The 23501-nt window shown below is 69.7% G+C and carries 18 protein-coding genes and 1 pseudogene; 11 read left to right on the forward strand and 8 right to left on the reverse strand.

Features of this window, described 5'->3' with window-relative positions; translation table 11 throughout:
- Positions 1 to 14 precede the first annotated feature (14 nt).
- The 5 genes from ACIOJD_RS28105 to ACIOJD_RS28125 all read left to right on the forward strand — a co-directional run bounded on the left by ACIOJD_RS28105 (position 15) and on the right by ACIOJD_RS28125 (position 8835).
- Entirely contained in the window at positions 15 to 1826 is a 1812-nt protein-coding gene (locus ACIOJD_RS28105) for an ABC-F family ATP-binding cassette domain-containing protein (RefSeq protein WP_401918589.1), read from the forward strand.
- A gap of 247 nt (positions 1827 to 2073) precedes the next feature.
- On the forward strand, positions 2074 to 3828 hold the full coding sequence (locus ACIOJD_RS28110; protein WP_401918591.1) for a PQQ-binding-like beta-propeller repeat protein: 1755 nt from the start codon (positions 2074 to 2076) through the stop codon (positions 3826 to 3828).
- Between the two features lie 114 nt (positions 3829 to 3942).
- Positions 3943 to 5727, forward strand: a complete 1785-nt coding sequence (locus ACIOJD_RS28115; protein ID WP_401918593.1) for a PQQ-binding-like beta-propeller repeat protein — start codon at positions 3943 to 3945, stop codon at positions 5725 to 5727.
- Positions 5728 to 5967: 240 nt separating this feature from the next.
- Complete coding sequence (locus tag ACIOJD_RS28120; RefSeq protein ID WP_401918595.1) at positions 5968 to 7806, forward strand: PQQ-binding-like beta-propeller repeat protein; 1839 nt, start codon at positions 5968 to 5970, stop codon at positions 7804 to 7806.
- Positions 7807 to 8091: 285 nt separating this feature from the next.
- Positions 8092 to 8835, forward strand: a complete 744-nt coding sequence (locus ACIOJD_RS28125; protein WP_401918597.1) for a LuxR C-terminal-related transcriptional regulator — start codon at positions 8092 to 8094, stop codon at positions 8833 to 8835.
- A gap of 22 nt (positions 8836 to 8857) precedes the next feature.
- On the opposite strand, the gene ACIOJD_RS28130 is transcribed toward ACIOJD_RS28125, so the two are convergent.
- Both ACIOJD_RS28130 and ACIOJD_RS28135 read right to left on the reverse strand, forming a co-directional pair.
- Positions 8858 to 9157, reverse strand: a complete 300-nt coding sequence (locus tag ACIOJD_RS28130) for a hypothetical protein (protein ID WP_401918599.1) — start codon at positions 9155 to 9157, stop codon at positions 8858 to 8860.
- Positions 9158 to 9182: 25 nt separating this feature from the next.
- Positions 9183 to 10853 carry a sodium:solute symporter family protein gene (locus tag ACIOJD_RS28135; RefSeq protein ID WP_401918601.1) on the reverse strand — a complete coding sequence of 557 codons (1671 nt, stop codon included), beginning with the start codon at positions 10851 to 10853 and terminating at the stop codon, positions 9183 to 9185.
- 250 nt (positions 10854 to 11103) lie between these two features.
- Here ACIOJD_RS28135 and galT point away from each other — a divergent pair, with 250 nt between their 5' ends.
- The 4 genes from galT (at position 11104) to ACIOJD_RS28155 (ending at position 15573) form a co-directional block, all read left to right on the forward strand.
- Positions 11104 to 12147 carry a galactose-1-phosphate uridylyltransferase gene (gene galT / locus ACIOJD_RS28140; RefSeq protein WP_401918603.1) on the forward strand — a complete coding sequence of 348 codons (1044 nt, stop codon included), beginning with the start codon at positions 11104 to 11106 and terminating at the stop codon, positions 12145 to 12147.
- Positions 12144 to 13097 carry a UDP-glucose 4-epimerase GalE gene (gene galE / locus ACIOJD_RS28145; RefSeq protein WP_401918605.1) on the forward strand — a complete coding sequence of 318 codons (954 nt, stop codon included), beginning with the start codon at positions 12144 to 12146 and terminating at the stop codon, positions 13095 to 13097. Before galT ends, galE begins: the two co-directional genes overlap by 4 nt.
- A 12-nt stretch (positions 13098 to 13109) precedes the next feature.
- The gene (gene galK, locus ACIOJD_RS28150; RefSeq protein WP_401918606.1) at positions 13110 to 14342 is read left to right on the forward strand and encodes a galactokinase; all 1233 of its coding nucleotides are present in this window, start codon (positions 13110 to 13112) and stop codon (positions 14340 to 14342) included.
- A gap of 406 nt (positions 14343 to 14748) precedes the next feature.
- Entirely contained in the window at positions 14749 to 15573 is an 825-nt protein-coding gene (locus ACIOJD_RS28155) for a LuxR C-terminal-related transcriptional regulator (protein WP_401918608.1), read from the forward strand.
- 29 nt (positions 15574 to 15602) lie between these two features.
- On the opposite strand, the gene tamR is transcribed toward ACIOJD_RS28155, so the two are convergent.
- Entirely contained in the window at positions 15603 to 16103 is a 501-nt protein-coding gene (tamR, locus tag ACIOJD_RS28160) for a MarR family transcriptional regulator TamR (protein ID WP_401918610.1), read from the reverse strand.
- Between the two features lie 129 nt (positions 16104 to 16232).
- Between tamR and ACIOJD_RS28165 the strand changes: the two genes are divergently transcribed.
- Complete coding sequence (locus ACIOJD_RS28165; RefSeq protein WP_401918612.1) at positions 16233 to 17066, forward strand: trans-aconitate 2-methyltransferase; 834 nt, start codon at positions 16233 to 16235, stop codon at positions 17064 to 17066.
- Positions 17067 to 17111: 45 nt separating this feature from the next.
- Here the strand turns inward: ACIOJD_RS28165 and ACIOJD_RS28170 are convergent.
- The 3 genes and pseudogenes from ACIOJD_RS28170 to ACIOJD_RS28180 form a co-directional block, all read right to left on the reverse strand.
- Positions 17112 to 17351: pseudogene (locus ACIOJD_RS28170) on the reverse strand (Uma2 family endonuclease); the annotation flags it as partial.
- Between the two features lie 73 nt (positions 17352 to 17424).
- Positions 17425 to 18120, reverse strand: a complete 696-nt coding sequence (locus ACIOJD_RS28175; RefSeq protein WP_401918872.1) for a TetR/AcrR family transcriptional regulator — start codon at positions 18118 to 18120, stop codon at positions 17425 to 17427.
- Positions 18120 to 19112 (reverse strand): acyl-CoA desaturase, encoded by a 993-nt coding sequence (locus ACIOJD_RS28180; RefSeq protein WP_401918614.1) that lies wholly within the window; start codon positions 19110 to 19112, stop codon positions 18120 to 18122. Before ACIOJD_RS28180 ends, ACIOJD_RS28175 begins: the two co-directional genes overlap by 1 nt.
- A gap of 239 nt (positions 19113 to 19351) precedes the next feature.
- On the opposite strand from ACIOJD_RS28180, the gene ppc reads away from it, so the two are divergent.
- Entirely contained in the window at positions 19352 to 22081 is a 2730-nt protein-coding gene (gene ppc, locus ACIOJD_RS28185) for a phosphoenolpyruvate carboxylase (RefSeq protein ID WP_401918616.1), read from the forward strand.
- A 189-nt stretch (positions 22082 to 22270) separates the two neighbouring features.
- On the opposite strand, the gene ACIOJD_RS28190 is transcribed toward ppc, so the two are convergent.
- Entirely contained in the window at positions 22271 to 22765 is a 495-nt protein-coding gene (locus tag ACIOJD_RS28190) for a hypothetical protein (RefSeq protein WP_401918617.1), read from the reverse strand.
- Positions 22766 to 22829: 64 nt separating this feature from the next.
- A complete protein-coding gene (gene pth, locus ACIOJD_RS28195) occupies positions 22830 to 23426 on the reverse strand; it encodes an aminoacyl-tRNA hydrolase (protein ID WP_401918619.1) in 597 nt (198 codons plus the stop codon).
- Between the last annotated feature and the right edge of the window lie 75 nt (positions 23427 to 23501).

Here is a 23501-nt window from a genome sequence, read left to right on the forward strand (position 1 = left end):
CGTACAGGAGTGAAATGGCCGTCAATCTGGTCAATGTCGAGACAGTCACCAAGGTGTACGGCACCCGTGCGCTGCTCGACGGTGTCTCTCTCGGTGTCTCCGAGGGAGACCGGATCGGCGTCGTGGGCCGCAACGGAGACGGCAAGACGACCCTCATCAGGATGCTGAGCAAGCTGGAGGAGGCCGACACCGGGCGCGTCACCCACAGTGGTGGACTGCGACTCGGTGTGCTGACGCAGCACGACTCACTCGATCCCGAGGCCACCGTCAGGCACGAGGTCATCGGTGACCTCGCCGACCACGAGTGGGCGGGCAACGCCAAGATCCGCGACGTCCTCACCGGCCTCTTCGGCGGGCTCGACCTGCCCGGTTTCCCGCAGGGGCTCGACACCGTCATCGCGCCGCTCTCCGGTGGCGAGCGGCGCAGGATCGCGCTCGCCAAGCTGCTCATCGGCGAGCCGGACCTGATCGTGCTCGACGAGCCGACCAACCACCTCGACGTCGAGGGCATCGCCTGGCTCGCGGAGCATCTGCGCGCCCGCCGGTCCGCGCTCGTCTGCGTCACCCACGACCGGTGGTTCCTCGACCAGGTCTGTACGCGGATGTGGGACGTCCAGGGCGGCACCGTCCACGAGTACGAGGGCGGCTACTCCGACTACGTGTTCGCCCGCGCCGAGCGTGAGCGCATCGCCGCGACGGAGGAGGCCAAGCGGAAGAACCTGGTCCGCAAGGAGCTGGCCTGGCTGCGACGCGGCGCCCCCGCCCGTACGTCCAAGCCGCGCTTCCGCGTCGAGGCGGCGAACGAACTGATCGCGGACGTACCGCCGCCGCGCGACACCTCCGAGCTGATGAAGTTCGCCAACGCCCGGCTCGGCAAGACCGTCTTCGACCTGGAGGACGTGACGGTCCAGGCGGGCCCGAAGGTCCTCCTCACACACCTCACCTGGCAGCTCGGCCCCGGCGACCGGATCGGGCTCGTCGGGGTGAACGGCGCGGGCAAGACCTCGCTGCTGCGCGCGCTCGCCGACGCCGCCCGCTCGCAGGGCGACATCCAGCCCGAGGCCGGGAAGGTCGTCGTCGGCAGGACCGTCAAGCTCGCGTACCTCTCCCAGGAGGTCACCGAACTCAAGCCGTCGCTGCGGGTGCTGGAAGCGGTCCAGCAGGTACGGGACCGGGTCGACCTCGGCAAGGGCCGGGAGATGACGGCCGGCCAGCTGTGCGAGCAGTTCGGCTTCACCAAGGACAAGCAGTGGACGCCCGTCGGCGACCTCTCCGGCGGTGAGCGGCGCCGTCTCCAGCTGCTGCGGCTGCTGATGGACGAGCCGAACGTCCTCTTCCTCGACGAGCCCACCAACGACCTCGACATCGAGACGCTCAACCAGCTGGAGGACCTGCTCGACGGCTGGCCGGGGTCGATGGTCGTCATCTCCCACGACCGGTTCTTCATCGAGCGGACCACCGACAAGGTGATGGCACTGCTCGGCGACTCGACGCTGCGGATGCTGCCGCGCGGGATCGACGAGTACCTGGAACGCCGCCGGACGCTCGCCCGGTCGACGGTCCCGGCGCCCGCGCAGGCGCCCGCCGCGGAGCGTTCCGCCGCATCCGCGTCGGCCAAGGACGGCCGCGCGGCGAAGAAGGAACTCCAGAAGATCGAGCGGCAGCTCACCAAGCTCTCGGACCGTGAGACCACCCTCCATCGGCAGATCGCCGATAACGCCACGGACTTCGGGAAAGTGGCCGAACTGGACACGGAACTGCGTGAACTCACCGGCGAGCGTGACGAGTTGGAAATGCGCTGGCTGGAGCTCGCCGAGGACGCGTAGCGAAGCTTGTAGAGACGGCGTGCAGAGCGCATAACGAGCGCATCACGGGCCGGTCCACCCTTGGGAACAGGGGCGGACCGGCCCGTCCTGTACAGCAGTTCGGGTGATACAAAGTAGGCCCGCTCGGCTGATACAGCGATGCGGGATCCACGCCCGATTCGCTCCATTCCGGTGGCCGATGGCCGACCGCCGGAATCGCGGGGGAGTCCGACCGGGCGCGGAGCGTACTCACAGGGGGAAAGCGCCGATGACCCATCCACCCGGCCGGGAACCACCGCAGGAGGGATTCGGCCCTCCTCAGGAACCACCGCAGGGGCAGCAGCCGTGGGGCCCGCAGCAGTGGGGGCCGCAGCCCGGCCCGTACAGCGGCCGACCGGGCCCGTACGGCGGCGCGCAGCCCGGTCCGTACGGCAGTCCGCAGCCCGGTCCGTACAACAGCCCGCCCGGCCCGTACGGCACGCCGGTGCCCGGACCGCACAACGCCCCGACCGTTTCGTACGGCAGCACGGGCAGCGGCAGTGGCGGCAGCGGTGCCGGTGGTGGCAGGAACCCCTTCAAGGGCAAGCCCCGCGCCACCCTCGCCGCCGTCGTGGCCGGGCTGTTGGTGCTCGGCGGCGGTACGTGGTTCGCGCTGAGCGGCGACGGTGACGACGGCGACCGGGCAGGCCGTGAGGCGAAGCCGAAGGTCAGCAGCAGTGGCCCCGCCGCACCGAGTGGGTCGCCGGCCGCCGGTGACTCCCAGGACTCCCGGAAGGAAGCCGACGGCTTCAACGCCGTGCGCAAGGACGGCGAGGCCACGGTCGAGTGGCTTCACACCAACGACATGGACCTGCCGGGCGTCGGCGCGGACTCGTACGGGCCGTGGTTCGCCGGTGACACCGTCGTCAAGGCCACCTACCGGCAGGTCGTGGGCTACTCCACCACCGACGGCACGAAGAAATGGACGTTTCCGCTGCCCGCGGAGGCCTGCGTCGCGCCTGCCGCTCCCACCCCCGACGGCAAGATCGTCATCGGGTTCAAGGGCGGCGCGTCGGAGTCGGCCGCCTGCGACCAGATGCAGATGATCGATCTCACGACCGGTCAGGGCGGCTGGCGCAAGGAGATCCCCGAGGCGCCCGGCGCGTACTCGATCCTCGACGTCACCATGGCCATCAGCGGAAACACCGTCACCGCCGGCCACACCGGCTACCGGGTGAGCGACGGCAAGAAGCTCTTCGGCAGGCCGCCGGGTGACTGCTTCCCGTACGCCTTCGCCGGTGGCGCCAAGCTGATCGCCGCCGAGGACTGCCCGAGCGGCCGAGCCGGCAAGCAACTGCATCAGTTGCAGGAGCTGGACCCGGCCACCGGCAAGGTCAAGTGGACGCACCGGGTCAAGAAGGACCTGGTGATCGACAAGATCTACTCGGTCGACCCGCTGGTCTTCTCCGTCAAACACCAGGAGGACGGGGGCCGGGGTGTCTTCGTGCTCAACGCGGACGGCACCGAGCGTTCACAGCCCTCCGGCAGCGACGACCAGTTCCGGATGGACTGCGACGACAGCGCCGAGGGCGTCGTCCCCGGCGGCCAGCCCACCCAGGAGGGCTGTATCGGTGTCGTCGCCGGCGCGAGCACCCTCTACATGTCGACCTCGTACGAAGAGGGAAGCGACTCCCACGCCAACGCGATCGTCGCCTTCGACCTGGCCACCGGAAAACTCAAGTGGCGGGCCACGTCGCCCGACGACCGCATGATGACGCCGGTGCGCATGGAGGGCGGGAACCTCCTGGCCTACCTCGCTCCCTGGAACGACAAGGCCGGTGGGGTCGTGACCATCGCGCCGACCGGCGGCGCGCCCAGGACCCTGCTCCGGCACCCGGCGTCGACGGCCAAGATCGAGACGTACGTCTTCTCGCAGAAGTACGCCTATGTGGACGGCCGTTTCTATGTGTCCGCCGGCTCGGTCGGCGCGAGCGACGACACAGCGGAAAAGAAGCTGAAGACCATGATCGTCTTCGGTGAGTGACCGAAGCCCGACCGCTTCTTCCGTCCCGATCCTCCGTACCCCCACTTCGCCCTTCGCCCTTCGCACTCCGCACTTCGCACTCCGCTCCCTAGTCTTCTCCGAGGTACGTACGCCATGACGCAGCCGCCCCAGCCGCCCCAACAGCCCAACGAGCCCCCGAAGCAGCCGGCTCAGCCGCCCGCGCAGCCACCGGCCCAGCCGCCCGCGCAGCCTGGTTACGCGTATCCGCCCGCGCAGCCGCCCGCACAGCCCGGGTACGGCTATCCGCAGGCCCTGGGTCAGCAGCCGGGTCCGTACAACCAGCAGCCCGGTCCGTACGGCCAGCCCGGACCGTACGGTCAGCAGCCGGGTCCGTACGGTCAGCAGCCCGGCCCGTACAACCAGCAGCCGGGCCCGTACGGCGGGGGCTATCCGCCCCAGCAGTTCCCCGGTGGCCCCACCCCGCCTTCCGGCGGTGGCTTCTTCAAGGGCAAGCCCGGCGTCGTCGTCGCGGCGGCCGTCGCCGGGTTGCTGGTCATAGGCGGCGGTACGTGGTTCGCCCTCAGCGGTGGCGACGACGAGGCCAAGCCGACCGCGGGCCCGTCCGGGGGCACCGAGCCGAGCGGCTCCGCCACGGTCGGCCAGGGTGACGACAGCGGCTCCGGGCGCGAGACCCAGGACGACCTGAACGCCGGTCGCAAGGACGGCGAGTCCAAGGTGGCCTGGCTCCAGACCAACGACGTGGACCTGCCGCGCAGCGGCGCGGACGTGTACGGCCCGTGGGTTTTCGGCGACACCGTCGTCAAGGCCATGTACCGGCAGATCGTGGGCTACTCCGCCGCCGACGGCAAGAAGAAGTGGACGCTCGATCTGCCCGCCGAGGTGTGCGCGGCGGCCAACGCGCCCACCGACGACGGCAAGATGGTCTTCGGGGTCAAGAACGGCTCCACCGACAAGAGCATCTGCAACCAGATGCAGATGGTGGACCTCGCGACCGGCAAGGGCGGCTGGAAGAAGGAGGTCGCCAAGCAGGGCAACTTCGACATCATGACCGACATCTCCCTGACGATCAGCGGGGATACGGTCACCGCCGCCCGTACCGGCAACTCCAACGCCTACCGGGTGAGCGACGGCAAGGACCTCTTCGACAAGATCGCGGGGGAGTGCCAGCCGTTCGCCTTCGCCGGCGGCCCCAAGCTGATCGCCGCCGAGAGCTGCCCGACCGGCGGCGTCGACACCACGAAGAACCAGGTGCAGGAACTCGACCCGGCCACGGGCAAGGCCAAGTGGACGTACAAGCTGGCCGACAACTGGGAAGTGGACAAGGTCTACTCGGTCAATCCGCTGGTCATCTCCGTGAAGAACAGCGACAAGAAGAGCTGGAGCGTGGTCGCGCTCAACGCGGACGGCAGCACGCGCTCGCAGATCGAGGGCGGCAAGGACAAGTTCGCGCCGGACTGCGGCGGCGGGTTCATCGTCTTCGGCGCGGTGCTGGAGGGTTGTGTCGGCGTCGCCGCCGACGCGAACACCTTCTACATGTCGACCGAGCCGGACCAGAGCGGCACGGCGGACACCAACGAGATCATCGCTTTCAACCTCGACACCGGAAAGTCCAAGTGGCGCTCCAAGGCGCCCGCCGGACGGACCATGAAGCCGCTGCGCATGGAGGGCGGCAACGTCCTGGCCTACGTGGACGCCTCGTACGACGTGGGGGGCGCGGTCGCGACCGTGGCGCCGACCGGCGGTGCTCCCAAGGTGATCCAGCAGCACCCGGCGTCGACGGCCGAGATCGAGAACTCCTTCTACTCGCCGACGTACGTCTACGCGGACGGCCGTTTCTTCGTGGCGAGCGGGCGGGTCAGCGCGGCCAGTGACGAAAAGGAGTCGAAGACGAACACCATGATTGCTTTCGGCGGCTGACCGGCGACCGATCGGGCCCGGCCGGCGGCTGACCGGCGACCGATCGGGCCCGGCCGGCGGCTGACCGGCGGCCGACCGGGCCCGGCCGGCGGCTGACCGGCGGCCGACCGGGCCCGGCCGTTTCTTCCGTCCCACTCCTCACGCCCCTTCCGAGCTTCTTCCCTTCCGAGCTTCTTCTCCCGAGCTTCTTGGGCTTCTTCTTCCGAGCTTCTTCCGAGTCTTCTCCGAGGTACGTACGCCATGACGCAGCCGCCCCAGCCACCCAACGAGCCTCCGCAGGGAGGATTCGGCGCACCGCAGGAGCCCCCGGCCGGTGGTTTCGGTGCCCCGCAGGATCCGCCGTCCGGTGGTTTCGGTGCCCCGCAGGATCCGCCGTCCGGTGGTTTCGGTGCTCCGGGCACGCCTCCGCCGCCGCCCGCGCAGCCGCCGGGGCCGCCGCAGAACGTTCCGTACGGCTATCCGCAGACGCCCCCGCAGGGCCCGCCGGGATACGGATACCCCGGTCAGCCGGGCCAGCCGGGCCAGCAGCCCGGATACGGCTATCCGACGCAGCCGCAGTACCCGCAACAGCAGTACCCGCAACAGCAGTACCAGCAGCCGTACCAGCAGGCCGGTGGCGTCGGCGGCGGCGGTAAGAAGCTGACCACGCAGATGCAGATCATCATCGCCGCGGCCGTCGCCGTGGTGCTGATCATCGGCGGCGGTGTCTGGTTCGCCTCCTCGGGCGGCGACGACTCGGACAGCGAGGCCAAGGGCGGCTCGGCCGGGACCTCCCAGGGCGGTGAGCAGGCCGCGGACGGCGCCGGCAAGGAGACGGCGCCGGACAACAACAAGGCCAAGGTGGGCTTCCAGCTGCCGGCTCCGAAGGTCGCGGACTACACCGACGTCGTCGGCTCCTGGATCACCGACAAGGCCTATGTGAAGACGGGCGTCAACCAGATCGTCGGGTACGACCTGAGCACGGGCGACCAGCTCTGGACGATTCCGCTGCCCGGCCAGGTCTGCGCGGCGACGAAGCACGTCTCCAAGGACAACAGGACCGCGATCGCCTTCGAGGCCGAGAAGCGCACCAGCGCGAAGGACTACCAGGCGTGCACCCAGGTCGGTGCGATCGACCTGACGGCCGGAAAGCTGCTGTGGAGCAAGTCCATCCAGGGCTCCAACGCCGGTGACGAGACGGTCCGTTTCTCGGAGGTCACCCTCAGCGGTACGACGATCGCCGCCGGAGGCACGGACGGCGGCGCGGCCTTCGACCTCGCCGACGGCACGGTCCGCTGGAAGCCCGAGGTCAGCGCCGAGGGCTGCTACGACATGGGCTACGGCGGCGGCGCGGGGCTGGTGGCGGCCCGCAAGTGCGGTTCGTACGACGACCCGCAGGTCAGCATCGAGACTCTGAACCCGCTCACCGGCGCCCCGGTCTCCTCGTTCAAGATGCCCGCCGGTGTCGAGTACGCGGGCATCGTCTCCACGAAGCCGCTGGTCGTGGCCGCCGATGTCGGCGAGACCGCGGGCGACGGCAGCAGCATCTCGGACTTCTTCTCGATCGACTCGAAGACCGGCAAGCTGCGCGCCAAGATCCCCGCCGCCGCCGACAAGTACGCGGCGCAGTGCGGTTCCACCGAGGTCGAGAAGTGCCAGCAGGTCGCGGTGGGCAACGACAGGCTCTATCTGCCGACCGAGGACCACGACGACAGCACGGGCTCGGACAGCACCAACGAGATCGTCTCCTTCGACCTCGCCACCGGCAAGTCCACCTCGGACCGCGCCGACGCGGGCGACGGCTACACGATGTTCCCGCTGCGCATGGACGGCGGCAACGTCATCGCGTACAAGATGCCTCCGTACGACAAGGGCGGCCGGATCGTCTCCATCAACGGCAGCACGTTCAAGGAGACGTTGCTGCTGGAGAACCCGAGCGAGGAATCGATCCGCGAGGCGGAGAGCAGCTTCTCCGCGGACTACGCGGAAATCCTCTACGGGGACGGCCGGATGTTCATCTCCGAGAGCACGGTGAGCGAGCCGTCGTCGTCGGCGCTGGACGAGAAGGCGTATCTCGCTGTCTCGTACACGACCAAGTAGCGCGAGGGACCGCGCGGTAGGAGCACGGTACGAGCGGTAGGAGCACGGTACGAGCGGTACGGGGCCCCGGCCCGTGGGTGACACCACGGGCCGGGGCCCGCTTCGTGACCCGAGAAGATCTCGCCCATATCCGCTTCAGGTCGGCAACTAGTCCTGAATGCCGGGGAATTCGGCAATCCGGGGGGCTTCTCGCCGGTTGGGGGCGCGCGACGTCGAACAAGCGTGTAGCTTGCCGGGTCAGGAGGCCAGGGGGGCCATGGTCCAGCGGGGATGGGGAGTTGCTCGATGGGCGTGCGGCTCATGGTGGTCGACGATCACAGGTTGCTCGCCGAGGCACTCGCCTCGGCGCTGAAATTACGCGGGCACCGGGTGCTCGCCGCGGCGGCGCCCACGGCGGGCGTCGCCGAACTGGTGGTGAGCAGGGCGCCGGAGGTGTGCCTGATGGGGACGGCGACGCCCGCGGAGCCGGGGGTCTTCGACCCGATCGTACGGATCAAGCGCGAGCGCCCGCAGGTGGCGGTGGTGGTCCTCGGGCCCGTGCCCAGCCCGCGCGGGATCGCCGCGGCCTTCGCGGCCGGTGCCTCCGGTTACGTACGTCACGACGAGCGCATAGAGGGCGTCGAGCGGGCCATGGTCAAGGCGCGCGCGGGGGAGGCGGCGGTGGCGCCGCAGCTGCTCCAGGGCGCCTTCACCGAACTGCTCAACCCGGCGGCGCAGCCGGACGACGAGGGGCAGCGGCTGCTGCGGATGCTCACACCGCGCGAGGTCGAGGTGCTCGTCCGGGTCGCGGAGGGCGAGGACACCCGGCTGATCGCGGCCGGGATGGGCATCGCGCCCAGCACGGCCAGGACGCATGTGCAGCGGGTGCTGATGAAGCTGGGAGTGGGCTCGCGGCTGGAGGCGGCGGCGCTGGCGGCGCGTACGGGGCTGCTCGACCGGGCCGCGAGGAGCGCGGGCGCGACGCCCGGAAGCGCGACGGCGGGCACGGCGCCCGGCAGCACGACGAGGAGGCCGGACCTCCGGGAGTGAAGTCCGGCCTCCTGAAAGGGAGTTACCCGGCCGGAGGGTCCTCGGCCGAGTTCTGTGCCGGGGTGGGCGGCACCGTCGGGCGCAGCTTCAGCCAGACCAGGAAGAACAGGCCGAGGGCCAGCATGCCCAGGCCCGTCCACAGATTGATGTTGATGTCCTGCGCCTTCTTCAGGTCGGCGTCGGACGCGGTGATCCCGGCGATGGTCACGATGATCCCGTAGACCACGAAGAGGCCGCCGATGATGGTGCGGATGTCGAAGAGCCGTGCCGCCGTGGCGGACTTGGCCTCCAGTTCCTCGACGTCCTTCTGGTAGTCGCTCATGGTGATGTGTTCCTCTCGGCCCCGGTCAGAAGGAGAACGGCACGTAGCAGACGGCGGCCAGGACGATCGCGCCCCAGCCCAGCAGCGCCGGCCTGCGGTACCAGGCGTCGTCCCCCTCGGCGGCCACGTCGTCCATCCCGGGCGAGCGCGTCCCGTACACGAGTCCGGCGAGCTTCTCGACCGGCTTGGGCTCGCTCACGTACGAGACCACGATCATCACGACCGCGCCGACGACGAACGCGACGATGGACGAGACGAAGTTCGCGCCCTGGTCGCTGGGGATCTCGATGACCCCGCCCTTGTAGAGCCAGAAGTAGTTGATCATCGCGGCGGCGGTGCCGGTGAGCAGGCCCCAGAACCCGGCGGCCGGGGTGGTCCGCTTCCAGAACATGCCGATGATGAAGACGACGAACAGCGGGACGTTGAAGAACGAGAACAGTGTCTGGAGGTAGTTCATGATGTTGCTGAAGCTGGACGCGATGAACGCCGTCCCCATGCCGATCAGCACGCCGACCGCCGTGACGACCCGTCCGGTCTTCAGGTAGTACGCGTCCTCGCGGTCCTTCTTGAGGTACGCGCCCCAGATGTCGTTCGTGAACACGGTGTTGAACGAGGAGACGTTGGCCGCCATACCGGCCATGAAGGCGGCGAGCAGGCCCGTCACGGCGATGCCCAGCACACCGTTCGGCAGCAGGTCGCGCATCAGGACCGGGATCGCGTCGTTGTACTGGAGGCCGCTGTCCGCCTTGCCCAGGGCCGGCTCCATGACGAGCGCGATCAGGCCGGGGACGATCACGACCATCGGTATGAATATCTTGGGGAAGGCCGCGATCAGCGGGGTGCGCTTGGCGGCGGAGAGGTTCTTCGCGGACAGCGCGCGCTGCACCTCGGCGAAGTTGGTGGTCCAGTAGCCGAAGCTCATCACGAAGCCGAGGCCGAGGACGATCGTCAGCCAGTTCGCGCCGAGCGGGTTGGCCGAGCCGACGCCGGTGCCCTCCCAGGCGGTCAGGAACTCGCCGCCGTGCGAGCCGGTGAGGGAGTCGGTCAGCCCGCCCCAGCCGCCGACCCGCTTGAGACCGACGACGGTCAGGGGTATCAGCGCCGCGAGGATCACGAAGAACTGGAGCACCTCGTTGTAGATCGCCGAGGAGAGTCCGCCGATGGTGATGTACGCGAGGACGAAGAAACCGGCGACGACGATCGCGACCCACTCGGGCCAGCCCAGCAGGGCCTCCAGCACGATCGCCATGGCGTAGAGGTTGACGCCCGCGATCAGCACCGACGACACGGCGAAGATGACCGAGGAGAGCAGGTGCGAGGAGGGGCCGAAGCGGTGCAGCAGGAACTCCGGTACGGAGCGTACCTTCGAGCCGTAGTAGAAGGGCATCATCACCAGGCCGAGGAAGACCATGGCGGGGATGGCGCCGATCCAGTACCAGTGCACGGTGTAGGCGCCGTACTGCGCGCCGTTGGCGGCCATGCCCAGGATCTCGGTGGCGCCGAGGTTGGCGGCGACGAACGCGAGGCCCGTCACCCAGGCGGGCAGTGAGCGCCCGGAGAGAAAGAAGTCGAGGCTGGTCCTCACGCTGGCACGGGCCGCGAAGCCGATGCCGAGAACCACGGCGAAGTAGATCGCCAGGATGGTGTAGTCGAGTCCGTTGGTGGGGAGTCGGAGCCCTTCGGCCAGAGTCTGCATGGGGGGTACTCGCTTCGTCGCAAGAAATTGACTCCGCCGGAACCTACGCCTCCACGTTCAGGAAATGAACACTTGTGATGATGTTCTTTGTTTAATCGTGATCGAATCCACGGGTCGGTTGGATGTGAGTGTTCGGTCGCGCGTGTGCCGGTCTCCGCTCCCGTGCCGTTGACTCGGCTGTTGGATTGTGATTTCTTGTGTTTGCTTATGTTGAGTGGTGTGAGCGGTGTGGTCCTGGAGGCAGCAACCGATGAAGAAGACGGTCACGAGGCTCGCCGACGGCCGCGAGCTGGTCTATTACGACTCCCGGGACGACGCCGTACGCGACGCGGTGGACCACAGGCCCCTCGGCCCGGTCGCGACCACCTCCGAGATCCGCCACGACGTACTGCTCGGCGACTCGATCGCCATCGCCTCGCACCGCCAGGACCGTACGTACCACCCGCCCGCCGACGAGTGCCCGCTCTGCCCCTCCCGGGACGGCCGGCTCAGCGAGATCCCCGAGCCGGACTACGACGTCGTCGTGTTCGAGAACCGCTTCCCCTCCCTCGCCGGGGACGCCGGGCGCTGCGAGGTCGTCTGCTTCACCTCCGACCACGACACCTCGTTCTCCCGGATCGGCGAGGAGCAGGCCGGGATGGTGCTGGAGGTGTGGACCGACCGGACCGCCGAACTGGCCGAGCTGCCGCAGGTCGAGCAGGTCTTCCCGTTCGAGAACCGCGGCGCCGAGATCGGTGTGACCCTCGGCCACCCGCACGGTCAGATCTACGCGTACCCCTTCGCCACGCCGCGCGCGGCCCTGATGCTCCGCTCCGCCCGCGACCACCGGGCCGGCACCGGCCGCAACCTCTTCGACGACATCGTCGAGCGCGAGCGCACCGAGGGCACCCGGGTGGTGCTGGAGGGCGAGCACTGGGTGGCGTTCGTGCCGTACGCCGCGCACTGGCCGTACGAAGTGCACCTCTACCCCAAGCGCCGCGTCCGCGACCTGCGGGGACTGGACGACGCGGCGCGCACAGAGTTCCCACAGATCTATCTGGAACTCTTGAAGCGCTTCGACCGGATCTTCGGCGAAGGTGAACCGCCCACGCCGTACGTCGCCGCCTGGCACCAGGCGCCGTTCCGCGCCGAGGGGCGCGACGAGTTCGCGCTCCACCTTGAGCTTTTCACCATCCGCCGCACTTCCGGCAAGCTGAAGTTTCTCGCGGGTTCCGAATCCGGCATGAGTGTGTTCATCAACGACGTGCCGCCGGAGGCCGCGGCCGAGCGACTGCGAGAGGTAGCGAGCGAGTGAGCAACAAGTACCTGGTCACGGGCGGTGCGGGATATGTCGGCAGCGTGGTCGCCGCCCATCTGCTGGAGGCCGGACACCAGGTGACGGTGCTGGACGACCTCTCCACCGGCTTCCGCGAGGGGGTCCCGGAGGGCGCCGAGTTCATCGAGGGCCGCGTCCAGGACGCGGCCAAGTGGGTGGACCCGTCGTACGACGCGGTGCTGCACTTCGCCGCGTCCTCCCAGGTCGGCGAATCCGTCGCCCGGCCCGAGAAGTACTGGGACAACAACGTCGGCGGCTCCATGGCGCTGCTCGACGCGATGCGCGCCGCCGGAGTGCGCAAGCTGGTCTTCTCGTCCACCGCGGCGACCTACGGCGAGCCGGTCTCCACGCCGATCACGGAGAGCGACCCGACCGCCCCCACCAGCCCGTACGGAGCGACGAAGCTCGCGGTCGACCACATGATCGGCGGGGAGTGCGCGGCACACGGTCTCGCGGCCGTCTCGCTGCGGTACTTCAACGTCGCGGGCGCGTACGGAAGCTGCGGCGAGCGCCACGACCCCGAGTCGCACCTCATCCCGCTCGTCCTCCAGGTCGCGCTCGGACGCCGCGAGTCCATCTCCGTCTACGGCGAGGACTACCCGACGCCGGACGGCACCTGCGTCCGCGACTACATCCATGTCGCGGACCTCGCCGAGGCCCACCTGCGCGCACTGGACGCGGCCGTCGGCGGCGAGCACCTGATCTGCAACCTCGGCAACGGCAACGGATTCTCGGTCCGCGAGGTCATCGAGACCGTACGCAAGGTCACCGGGCACCCCGTCCCGGAGGTCATGGCCGCACGCCGCGACGGCGACCCCGCCGTCCTGGTCGCTTCCGCCGAAGCGGCCCACAGCCGCCTCGGCTGGACCCCGAGCCGCGCCGATCTGGCGGGCATCGTCGCGGACGCGTGGGCGTTCGCATGCCGTTGAGGAGAGCCAAGGGTGAGTGAGAGAGCCGGCGTGGAGCGGGCCACCGGACAGGTCGCCGAGGGAACCGCCGACCGGGCCGCCGCGCCGGTCGCCGACCGGGTCGCCGAGGAGTTCCGGCGGCTGTACGGCGCCGAACCGGAGGGCGTCTGGGCGGCCCCCGGCCGGGTGAACCTGATCGGCGAGTACACCGACCTCAACGAGGGGTTCGTGATGCCGCTGGCGCTGCCGCACACCGCGGTCGCCGCGGTGTCCCGCCGCACGGACGGGCAGCTGCGGCTGCACTCCGCCGACGTCTCGCAGGGCGTGGTCCAGCTCGGCACCGCCGACCTGGTCCCGCTCTGCGACAGCACCGGCTGGGCCGCCTACCCGGCGGGCGTCGTCTGGGCGCTGCGCCAGGCGGGGCACGGGATAACGGGCGCGGACATCCATCTCTCCTCGACCGTCCCCACGGGCGCGGGGCTCTCGTCCTCGGCCGCGCTGGAGGTCGTCACCGCGCTCGCCCTGAACGACCTGTACGCGCTCGGCCTGGACCGCCCCGAGCTGGCGGTCCTCGCCCAGCGCGCCGAGAACGCCTTCGTGGGCGTCCCGTGCGGGGTCATGGACCAGATGGCCTCCGCGTGCTGCGCCGACGGTCACGCGCTCCACCTGGACACCCGCGACCTCACCCAGCGCCAGGTCCCCTTCGACCTGGCCGCCCACGGGCTCCGGCTGCTCGTCGTCGACACCCGCGTGAAGCACGCGCTCGGCGACGGGGCGTACGCCGAACGGCGCGCGGGATGCGAGGCGGGCGCGCGGGCGCTCGGGGTCCGCGCGCTGCGCGATGTCCCGTACGACGAACTGCCCGCGGCGCTGGGCCGGTTGGCCGGACAGAGCGACGACGTCCGCGCCTTCGTACGCCATGTCGTGAGCGAGGACCACCGGGTCGAGCGGGTCATCGGACTCCTGGACGCGGGCGATGTCCGCGCCGTGGGCCCGATCCTGACCGAGGGCCATGCCTCACTCCGTGACGACCTGCGGGTCTCCTGCCCCGAACTGGACCTGGTGGTCACCGCCGCCACCGCGGCCGGCGCACTGGGAGCCAGGATGACGGGCGGCGGTTTCGGCGGCTCGGCGATCGTGCTGGTCGAGGCGGCCGACGCGGACGCGATCGCGAAGGCGGTCGCCGAGGCCTTCGCGGCGCAGGGCTGCACGGAGCCGCGCGTCTTCCCGGCGATCCCGTCGAGGGGCGCGCACCGGGTGTCATGACACGGCGGGGACCGTCGCACCTCGGCCGACGGTGCTGAAACGGGGTGCACCACCGTCGGCGGAGGTGAAGCCGGGGTGTACCCCGGCCCTCACATTGGTCATCCCCGGTCACTTGCCAAGCAAAGAGTGTCAATTCTTGTCTACTTCTGTCTCCGTACCGAACACCTGTCACACCCCGAACAGCCAGGCCGACGAGTTCCGCGAATTTCCTTCCGCTCCGGGCCCGCGCCCGTACGCTGATGCTCAGCACCGGTGGGGGCCGGTGCTGTTTCAGGGGTGGAGACAAGTCGGGTACGACGCCCGGGTGGGGTAACGGTCATCACACGGCGGCGGCCGTGACACTGACGTTCCACCGCACCGGGCGCCGTACCCGCGCAGTCCGCTCCCCGCCTTCAGGGGGTGTCCTTTGGTACGTATCCGGGTTCTGGTGGTGGACGACCATCGCATTTTCGCCGAGTCTCTCGCCGCCGCGCTCGCGGCCGAGCCCGACGTGGACGTCGCGGCCGCCGGCAGCGGTCCCGCCGCGCTGCGCTGTCTCGACCGGGCGGCGGCCGAGGGGCGCAGGTTCGACGTGATGCTGGTCGACGCCGATCTGGGCGCGGTCGCGGGCCCGGCCCCCGGCCCGCTGTCCGGCCCGCCGCCGGGCCCGTCTTCGGCACTGTCCTCCGGGCCGGTCCATGTCCCGGCCCCCCGCGCAGTGCCGGAGGGAGCCGACGCGGCCTTCGCCGACGGCATCTCGCTGGTCGCCGGGGTCCGTTCGGGCCAGCCGTCCGTCCGTACGGTCGTACTCGCCGAGAAGGACGACCCGAGCCGGGCCGCACTGGCACTCCAGGCAGGCGCCTCCGGCTGGGTCGCCAAGGACTGCTCGCTCCAGCGGCTGCTCTCCGTGATGCGGGGCGTCCTGCGGGACGAGACCCATCTGCCGGCCGCCCTGCTCACGGGCGTCCTGCGGGAGCTGACGGCCGCGCGCAAACACCGTACGGAGAGCGAGCGGCTGGTCGAGTCGCTCACCCCGCGCGAACGCGAGGTGCTGCGCTGCATGGTCGCGGGCCTCGGGCGCAAAGCCGTCGCCGAGCGGCTCTTCCTCTCCCCGCACACCGTCCGTACGCACATGCAGAACGTGCTGGGAAAGCTCGGCGTGCACTCCACGCTGGCCGCCGTCGCCCTGGCCCGCCGGGCCGGAGTCGGCCCGGTCGACCTGGTGCCGCGGCAGATCACCTCGACGGGATGACGGGCCGGACGGGACGTTCGTGACCGCCCTCAGCCAGGGGTGGTGTTGTCGAACGGGGCGGTCAACTGCCGTAGCAGGTCGGCCAGTTCGCCCCGCTGCGCCCGGGACAGTTCGGCGAGGATCGCGCGCTCCTGGGCCAGCAGCCCGGCGAGCGCCTGATCCGCGCGGTCACGCCCCTCGGCGGTGAGCCTGACCAGCACCCCGCGCCGGTCACTGGGGTCGGGCAGCCGCTCGACCAGGCCCTTCTTGGCCAGCCGGTCGATCCGGTTCGTCATCGTGCCCGAGGTGACCAGGGTCTGGGTCAGCAGCTGGCCGGGGGAGAGCTGATACGGGTCCCCGGCACGCCGCAGCGAGGTGAGGACGTCGAACTCCCAAGGCTCCAGACTGTGTTCGGAGAACGCGATACGACGTGCGCGGTCGAGATGACGGGCCAGCCTGCTGACCCGGCTGAGCACCTCGAGCGGTTCCACGTCGAGGTCGGGGCGCTCTCGGCGCCATGCTGCGACCAGTCGGTCGACCTCGTCCTCCATGACGATCAGTGTAGAGGGTCTGTCGACATGAAGTCTCTTGACGTCAAGATATGCCTGGGTGCAGGCTGGACGAGCCGTGGATCAACGCCCGGACCACGGCCCGTCAGCCACGAGCGACAGGGATCCGCCATGTCTTCAGCCACCCCACGTCCGACCTGGGACCCGAAGCAGTACCTCCGGCACGCCGGCCACCGCGGTCGCCCGTTCCTGGACCTGCTGGCCCGCATCCCCGAGCTTCCCACCGGCCCCGACGGCGTCGCCGCCATCGCCGACATCGGCTGCGGCCCCGGCAATGTCACCGCGCTCCTCGCCGACCGCTGGCCCACCGCCCGCATCACCGGCCTCGACAACTCGCCCGAGATGCTCGCCCTCGCGACGAAGGACCACGCGGGCCCGACCCCCGGCGGCGGCACCATGGACTTCCGGTCCGCCGATGCCGCGCACTGGACGCCCGGCGAACCGTACGACCTGATCGTCTCCAACGCGGTCCTCCAGTGGATCCCCGGCCACGCCGACTCCTTCGCCCGCTGGATCGACACCCTCGCCCCCGGCGGCACCTTCGCCTTCCAGGTCCCCGGCAACTTCACCGCGCCCAGCCACACCCTGCTCGCCGAACTCCGCGCCACCCCACCCTGGCGCGACCGCCTGAGCGGCGCGGACAGGGGCGCCGCCGCAGTCCTGGAACCCGCGGACTACCTCGCGCGCCTCACCGGCCTCGGCTGCGCCGCGGACGTCTGGGAGACCACATACCTCCAGCTCCTCACCGGCGAGGACCCCGTCCTCGACTGGGTGAAAGGCACGGCCCTACGGCCCGTACTCACCGCACTGGACGGCGACGAGGAGGCGATGGCGGAATTCACCGCCCAGTACCGCGCCCTGCTCCACGAGGCATACCCACCCGGCCCGCACGGCACGGTCTTCCCGTTCCGCCGGATCTTCGCCGTCGCCCACAAGACGGCGTGAGCGGTTTCGCGGTCACCCGTTCCGGTGATCGATACGGATTCCCGAGCGGTGGGAAAGCCTGCCCTTGTCGCGGGCTTCGGACTCCGGTGAGACGACCTCCACGGCCGGCAGGACATCGGCAACCGGGAAACTGGTCTGGTCCAGACCGGTGACCGCTTCCGCGCGGACAACCGATACGTCGGGTTCGGGGGCGTTACACCCCTCCAGGACCACCGTCATCTGCCGCTCGACCGACAGACCCGGCGGCCGGGTGCCGCGCAGACCGGCCACCAGCGGATCGACCATCAGGAGGCCACCAGCAGAGCCGGAAGAAGTCACGGTCACCATGACAAGTGACCGCGGCTCCCACTCCCCCCGCTCAGACCTTCCGGTGGCCTATCAGGCGCGGCTTCGGCTCCAGGTTCTCCAGGCCGTGCCAGGCCAGATTCACCAGATGAGCCGCCACCTCCGACTTCTTCGGCCGCCGCGCGTCCACCCACCACTGGCCGGTCAGTGCCACCATCCCCACCAGTGCCTGCGCATACAGCGGCGCCAGCTTCGGATCGAAGCCGCGGGCCTTGAACTCCATGCCCAGGATGTCCTCGACCTGGGTCGCGATATCGCTGATCAGCGAGGCGAACGTGCCCGTGGACTGCGCGACAGGGGAGTCACGGACCAGGATGCGGAAGCCGTCCGTATACGTCTCGATGTAGTCGAGGAGCGCGAACGCCGCCTGCTCCAGCAGCTCACGGGGGTGACCTGCGGTCAGCGCGCTCGTCACCATGTCCAGCAGCTGGCGCATCTCGCGGTCCACGACCACCGCGTACAGCCCCTCCTTGCCGCCGAAGTGCTCGTAGACGACCGGCTTGGAGACCCCGGCCTTCGAAGCGATCTCCTCGACCGACGTGGCTTCGAAGCCCTTCTCGGCGAAAGCGGTACGACCGATGTCCAGCAGCTGCTCACGGCGCTCCGCGCCGGTCATCCGGACCCGGCGGGCGCGCCTGCCGCCCGTGGACCGGCTCTTGTCGGGGCTGCTCTTGCTGCTCGTACTGCCGTCTATCGCCACAGTGCCCATCATGCCGCCTGGGAGGGGGCTTCCTGCCGCCGGGAGTCAAGACGTGACGCGGTCGGCCAGCGGACGTCCGACGCCCAGCCCAGCAGCTCGAACCAGCGGATCAGCCGGGCGCTCGAATCGAGCTGACCCCTGAGCACGCCGTGCCGCGCGCTCGTCGGGTCCGCGTGGTGCAGGTTGTGCCACGACTCGCCGCAGGACAGCACCGCCAGCCACCACACATTGCCCGAGCGGTCACGCGACTTGAACGGCCGCCTGCCGACCGCGTGACAGATCGAATTGATCGACCACGTGACATGGTGCAGCAGCGCCACCCGGACCAGCGACCCCCAGAAGAACGCCGTGAAAGCGCCCCACCAGGACATCGTCACCAGACCGCCGACCAGCGGCGGAATCAACAGCGAGACGAGCGTCCACATCGCGAACTGGCGCGAGACCGCACGGATCACCGGATCCTTGACCAGATCCGGGGCGTACTTCTGCTGCGACGTCTGCTCCTCGTCGAACAGCCAGCCGATGTGCGCCCACCACAACCCCTTCAGCAGAGCCGGAAGCGTCTCGCCGAACCGCCACGGGGAGTGCGGGTCGCCCTCCGCGTCCGAGAACTTGTGATGCCGGCGGTGATCCGCCACCCAGCGGACCAGCGGACCCTCCACGGCGAGCGACCCCGCCACCGCGAGCGCGATCCGCAGCGGACGCTTCGCCTTGAAAGCGCCATGGGTGAAATAGCGGTGGTAACCGATCGTGACCCCATGGCAGCCGATGTAGTACATCGACACCATCAGACCCAGATCGAGCCAGCTCACACCCCCCCAACGCCAGGCCAGCGGCACAGCCGCGAGCACCGCGAGGAAGGGCACGACGATGAAGAGGAGCAGCGCGAACTGCTCGACGGAACCCTTGCTGTCCCCGCCCAGCGTGGCGGAGGGTGTCGAGCCGGATTCATTCGGTGACGGAGAGGAGGAATCGTCGATCACATCGGGGGGTGTGGGCATGGGATCCCCTGCGGTGAGTTATGGGGCAGATGTCTGGATACGGGTGCGTAACCTACGGCATCGTAAGTATGGCAGCGCAGAACGCCGCGACAACAAGCCTGTGGATAACGTCTGGCGAAGGGCACCTATCCTGGTGACGTCGGACAGCGCGGTCCGCCAGGCCGTCCGGAATCCGACGGATGGCCTGAAAGTCTCCAGAAATCTCCAGACGTGCTCAAACACTGCAAGGAGCCGCACCTGTGAGCAGTGCCGACCAGACCCCATCAGCCAGCGCGGAGCTCCGCTCCGACATCCGCCGCCTAGGTGACCTGCTCGGGGAGACCCTCGTACGGCAGGAAGGCCCCGAACTCCTCGAACTCGTCGAGCGGGTATGCGCGCTCACGCGCGAGGACGGCGAAGCCGCCGCCGAGCTCCTCGGAGACACGGACCTGGAGACCGCGGCCAAGCTGGTCCGCGCCTTCTCCACCTACTTCCACCTGGCCAACGTCACCGAACAGGTGCACCGAGGCCGCGAAATGCGGGAACGGCGCGCCGCCGAGGGCGGACTGCTCGCACGCACCGCGGACCGGCTCAAGGACGCCGACCCCGAGCACCTGCGCGAAACCGTCAAGAACCTGAACGTACGGCCCGTGTTCACCGCCCACCCCACGGAAGCCGCACGACGCTCCGTACTGAACAAGCTCCGCCGCATCGCCGAGCTGCTCGAAGCACCGGTCATCGCCTCCGACCGGCGCCGCCACGACCTGCGCCTCGCCGAATCCATCGACCTCATCTGGCAGACCGACGAACTCCGCGTCGTCCGGCCCGAGCCCGCCGACGAGGCCCGCAACGCCATCTACTACCTGGACGAACTCCACGTCGGCGCCGTCGGCGACGTCCTGGAGGACCTCGTCGCCGAACTGGAACGCGTCGGCGTCGAGCTGCCCCCCGGCACCCGCCCCCTCAGCTTCGGCACCTGGATCGGCGGCGACCGCGACGGCAACCCGAACGTGACCCCCGAAGTCACCCGCGAAGTGCTGATACTCCAGCACGAGCACGGCATCACCGACGCCCTCGAACTCGTCGACTACCTGCGCGGACTGCTCTCCAACTCCATCCGCTACACCGGCGCCACCGACGAACTCCTCGACTCCCTCCAGAACGACCTCGTACGGCTCCCCGAGATCAGCCCCCGCTACAAGCGGCTCAACGCAGAAGAGCCCTACCGCCTCAAGGCGACCTGCATCCGCCAGAAGCTCGTCAACACCCGCGAGCGCCTCGCCAAGGGCACCCCGCACGCCGCCGGCCGCGACTACCTCGGCACCGCCGAGCTGCTCGACGACCTCACCCTCATCCAGACCTCCCTGCGCGAATACCGCGGCGGACTCTTCGCCGACGGCCGCATGGACCGCACCATCCGCACCCTCGCCGCCTTCGGCCTCCAGCTCGCCACCATGGACGTACGGGAACACGCCGACGCCCACCACCACGCGCTCGGACAGCTCTTCGACCGGCTCGGCGAGGAATCCTGGCGCTACACCGACATGCCACGCGACTACCGGCAGAAGCTCCTCGCCAAGGAACTCCGCTCACGCCGCCCGCTGGCCCCCACCCCCGCGCCGCTCGACGCCGCCGGAGAGAAGACCCTCGGGGTCTTCCACACCATCCACCAGGCCTTCGAACGGTTCGGACCCGAGGTCATCGAGTCGTACATCATCTCCATGTGCCAGGGCGCCGACGACGTCTTCGCGGCAGCCGTCCTCGCCCGCGAGGCCGGACTCCTCGACCTGCACGGCGGCTGGGCCAAGATCGGCATCGTGCCGCTCCTGGAGACCACCGACGAGCTGCGCGCCGCCGACGTCATCCTCGACGAGATGCTCGCCGACCCCTCCTACCGCCGGCTCGTCTCCCTGCGCGGCGACGTCCAGGAGGTCATGCTCGGCTACTCCGACTCCTCGAAGTTCGGCGGCATCACCACCTCCCAGTGGGAGATCCACCGCGCACAGCGCCGACTGCGCGACGTCGCCCACCGGCACGGCGTACGACTCCGCCTCTTCCACGGCCGCGGCGGCACCGTCGGCCGCGGCGGCGGCCCCTCGCACGACGCGATCCTCGCCCAGCCCTGGGGCACACTCGAGGGCGAGATCAAGGTGACCGAACAGGGCGAGGTCATCTCCGACAAGTACCTGATCCCGTCCCTCGCCAGGGAAAACCTGGAACTGACCGTCGCCGCCACCCTCCAGGCCTCCGCGCTGCACACCGCACCGCGCCAGTCCGACGAGGCACTCGCCCGCTGGGACTCGGCGATGGACACCGTCTCGGACGCCGCCCACGCCGCGTACCGCACCCTGGTCGACGACCCCGACCTGCCCGCGTACTTCTTCGCCGCCACCCCCGTCGACCAGCTCGCCGACCTGCACCTGGGCTCCCGCCCCTCCCGGCGCCCCGACTCGGGCGCGGGGCTGGACGGACTGCGCGCCATCCCCTGGGTCTTCGGCTGGACGCAGTCACGGCAGATCGTGCCCGGCTGGTTCGGAGTCGGCTCCGGGCTCAAGGCACTGCGCGAGGCCGGACCCGACACGGCGCTCGACGAGATGTACGAGCACTGGCACTTCTTCCAGAACTTCCTCTCGAACGTCGAGATGACCCTGGCCAAGACCGACCTGCGGATAGCCCGCCACTACGTGGACACACTGGTGCCGGACGACCTGAAGCACGTCTTCGACACCATCGAGGCCGAGCACGAGCTCACCGTGCGGGAAGTCCTGCGGATCACAGGCGGGGAGAAGCTCCTCGACTCCAACCCCGCCCTCCAGCAGACCTTCGCCATCCGCGACGCCTACCTGGACCCGATCTCCTACCTCCAGGTCTCGCTGCTGGCCCGCCAGCGCGCGGCGGCCGAGCAGGACAAGGCCCCGGACCCGCTGCTGGCACGGGCACTGCTGCTGACCGTCAACGGGGTCGCCGCCGGACTGCGCAACACCGGCTGATCCCCGGGCGAGCGCCGGCCCGCGGCGCTGGTACGGGACTGCCCCCGCTCCCGGATTCCGGGAGCGGGGGCAGCCGTATGCCCGGTACACGTGTACGTGCGGGAGCAGGGCGCGCTTCCGAGGCGCCCAGGAGAAGCCCCGGAAACGCGCCGGAAGCTCGGGAGGCTTCCAAGAGGCTTCCGGGAGGCTTCAGAGAGCGAAGAACACGGCCAGGAGCAGCGCCCCGCCCGCCAGCGCCGCACCCCACGCCACCCGCGTCAGACGCAGACCCCCGCCGATGACCGCGGAGGCCAGCAGCAGCGCCCCGCCGAGCGGCACCCAGGCGTACAACAGCCCCGCCGTGCCCGTACGCACCAACTCGTTCGTACCCGGCTTCACCACGACCCGGAACCGCTCGCCCTTCTTCACGGCGACCGACTGCTCGATACTCATCCCGCCGCGCGGAGCGGCCGGGCCCTCCGACTCGTACCGCCCGGCGCAGATCCCGTCCGCGCAGCCGGTGACGGTGAACGTGCCGTGCTCACGGCCCTTGGCGAGCATCACATGCTGCGCGGCGCCCCAGGACGACCAGACACCCGCGACAAGGAGCAGCACGGCGACACCGCCCATCACGGCCCAGCGGCCGAACGACAGTACGCGGTGGGATGATCCCTGCTCCTGCTTCACCCGCTTCTTCCGCTTCATGGGCGGGATCCTTGGCCATGCGTACGCACTCGGTCAACCCGTGGCCCACGTATGCGGGGGCTTGTCAGGAGTTGTACGCGCTCTGCGCGCGCTCCAGCCCCTCCGTCACCAGAGCCTCCACCGCATCCGCCGCACGGTCGACGAAATACGCCAGCTCCTTGCGTTCCACCGACGAGAAATCCTTCAGGACGAAATCCGCCACCTGCATCCGGCCCGGCGGACGGCCGATCCCGAACCGCACCCGGTGATACTCCGGCCCCATCGCCTTCGTCATCGACTTCAGACCGTTGTGCCCGTTGTCCCCGCCGCCCAGCTTCAGCCGCAGCACGCCGTAATCGATGTCCAGCTCGTCATGGATCGCGACGATGTTCGCCGTCGGCACCTTGTAGAAGTCCCGCAGCCCCACGACCGGACCGCCGGAGAGATTCATGTACGACGTCGGCTTGGCCAGCACGAGACGGCGGTTCGCCGGACCCGGGGCGCCGATACGGCCCTCGATCACATGCGCCTGCGCCTTCTGCGCCCGCTTGAAGGAGCCGCCGATACGTTCCGCCAGCAGATCGGCCACCATGAACCCGACATTGTGCCGGTTGGCCGCGTACCCAGGACCCGGGTTCCCCAGCCCCACGACCAGCCAGGGGGCGTTGGCATCCGTCGTCATCCGCGCTGCGTCTCCTCGCGTACCACTGCTGCCGTTACATCTGTCCGTACCCGCCGGTCGTCAGGGACAGGCGGG

Source organism: Streptomyces sp. NPDC088116, assembly GCF_044741745.1.
Classification (GTDB): Bacteria; Actinomycetota; Actinomycetes; order Streptomycetales; family Streptomycetaceae; genus Streptomyces.

What these genes read in the sequence shown, in the direction of transcription:
- ACIOJD_RS28105 (WP_401918589.1), top strand. Translation starts at nt 15, where the DNA reads ATGGCCGTCAATCTGGTCAATGTCGAGACAGTCACCAAGGTGTACGGC.
- ACIOJD_RS28165 (WP_401918612.1), top strand. Translation starts at nt 16,233, where the DNA reads ATGTCTTCAGCCACCCCACGTCCGACCTGGGACCCGAAGCAGTACCTC.
- galT (WP_401918603.1), top strand. Translation starts at nt 11,104, where the DNA reads ATGAAGAAGACGGTCACGAGGCTCGCCGACGGCCGCGAGCTGGTCTAT.
- ACIOJD_RS28190 (WP_401918617.1), bottom strand. Translation starts at nt 22,765, where the DNA reads ATGAAGCGGAAGAAGCGGGTGAAGCAGGAGCAGGGATCATCCCACCGC.
- tamR (WP_401918610.1), bottom strand. Translation starts at nt 16,103, where the DNA reads ATGGAGGACGAGGTCGACCGACTGGTCGCAGCATGGCGCCGAGAGCGC.
- ACIOJD_RS28115 (WP_401918593.1), top strand. Translation starts at nt 3,943, where the DNA reads ATGACGCAGCCGCCCCAGCCGCCCCAACAGCCCAACGAGCCCCCGAAG.
- ACIOJD_RS28110 (WP_401918591.1), top strand. Translation starts at nt 2,074, where the DNA reads ATGACCCATCCACCCGGCCGGGAACCACCGCAGGAGGGATTCGGCCCT.
- ACIOJD_RS28180 (WP_401918614.1), bottom strand. Translation starts at nt 19,112, where the DNA reads ATGCCCACACCCCCCGATGTGATCGACGATTCCTCCTCTCCGTCACCG.
- ACIOJD_RS28120 (WP_401918595.1), top strand. Translation starts at nt 5,968, where the DNA reads ATGACGCAGCCGCCCCAGCCACCCAACGAGCCTCCGCAGGGAGGATTC.
- ACIOJD_RS28135 (WP_401918601.1), bottom strand. Translation starts at nt 10,853, where the DNA reads ATGCAGACTCTGGCCGAAGGGCTCCGACTCCCCACCAACGGACTCGAC.
- ACIOJD_RS28125 (WP_401918597.1), top strand. Translation starts at nt 8,092, where the DNA reads ATGGGCGTGCGGCTCATGGTGGTCGACGATCACAGGTTGCTCGCCGAG.
- ACIOJD_RS28175 (WP_401918872.1), bottom strand. Translation starts at nt 18,120, where the DNA reads ATGGGCACTGTGGCGATAGACGGCAGTACGAGCAGCAAGAGCAGCCCC.
- pth (WP_401918619.1), bottom strand. Translation starts at nt 23,426, where the DNA reads ATGACGACGGATGCCAACGCCCCCTGGCTGGTCGTGGGGCTGGGGAAC.
- ACIOJD_RS28130 (WP_401918599.1), bottom strand. Translation starts at nt 9,157, where the DNA reads ATGAGCGACTACCAGAAGGACGTCGAGGAACTGGAGGCCAAGTCCGCC.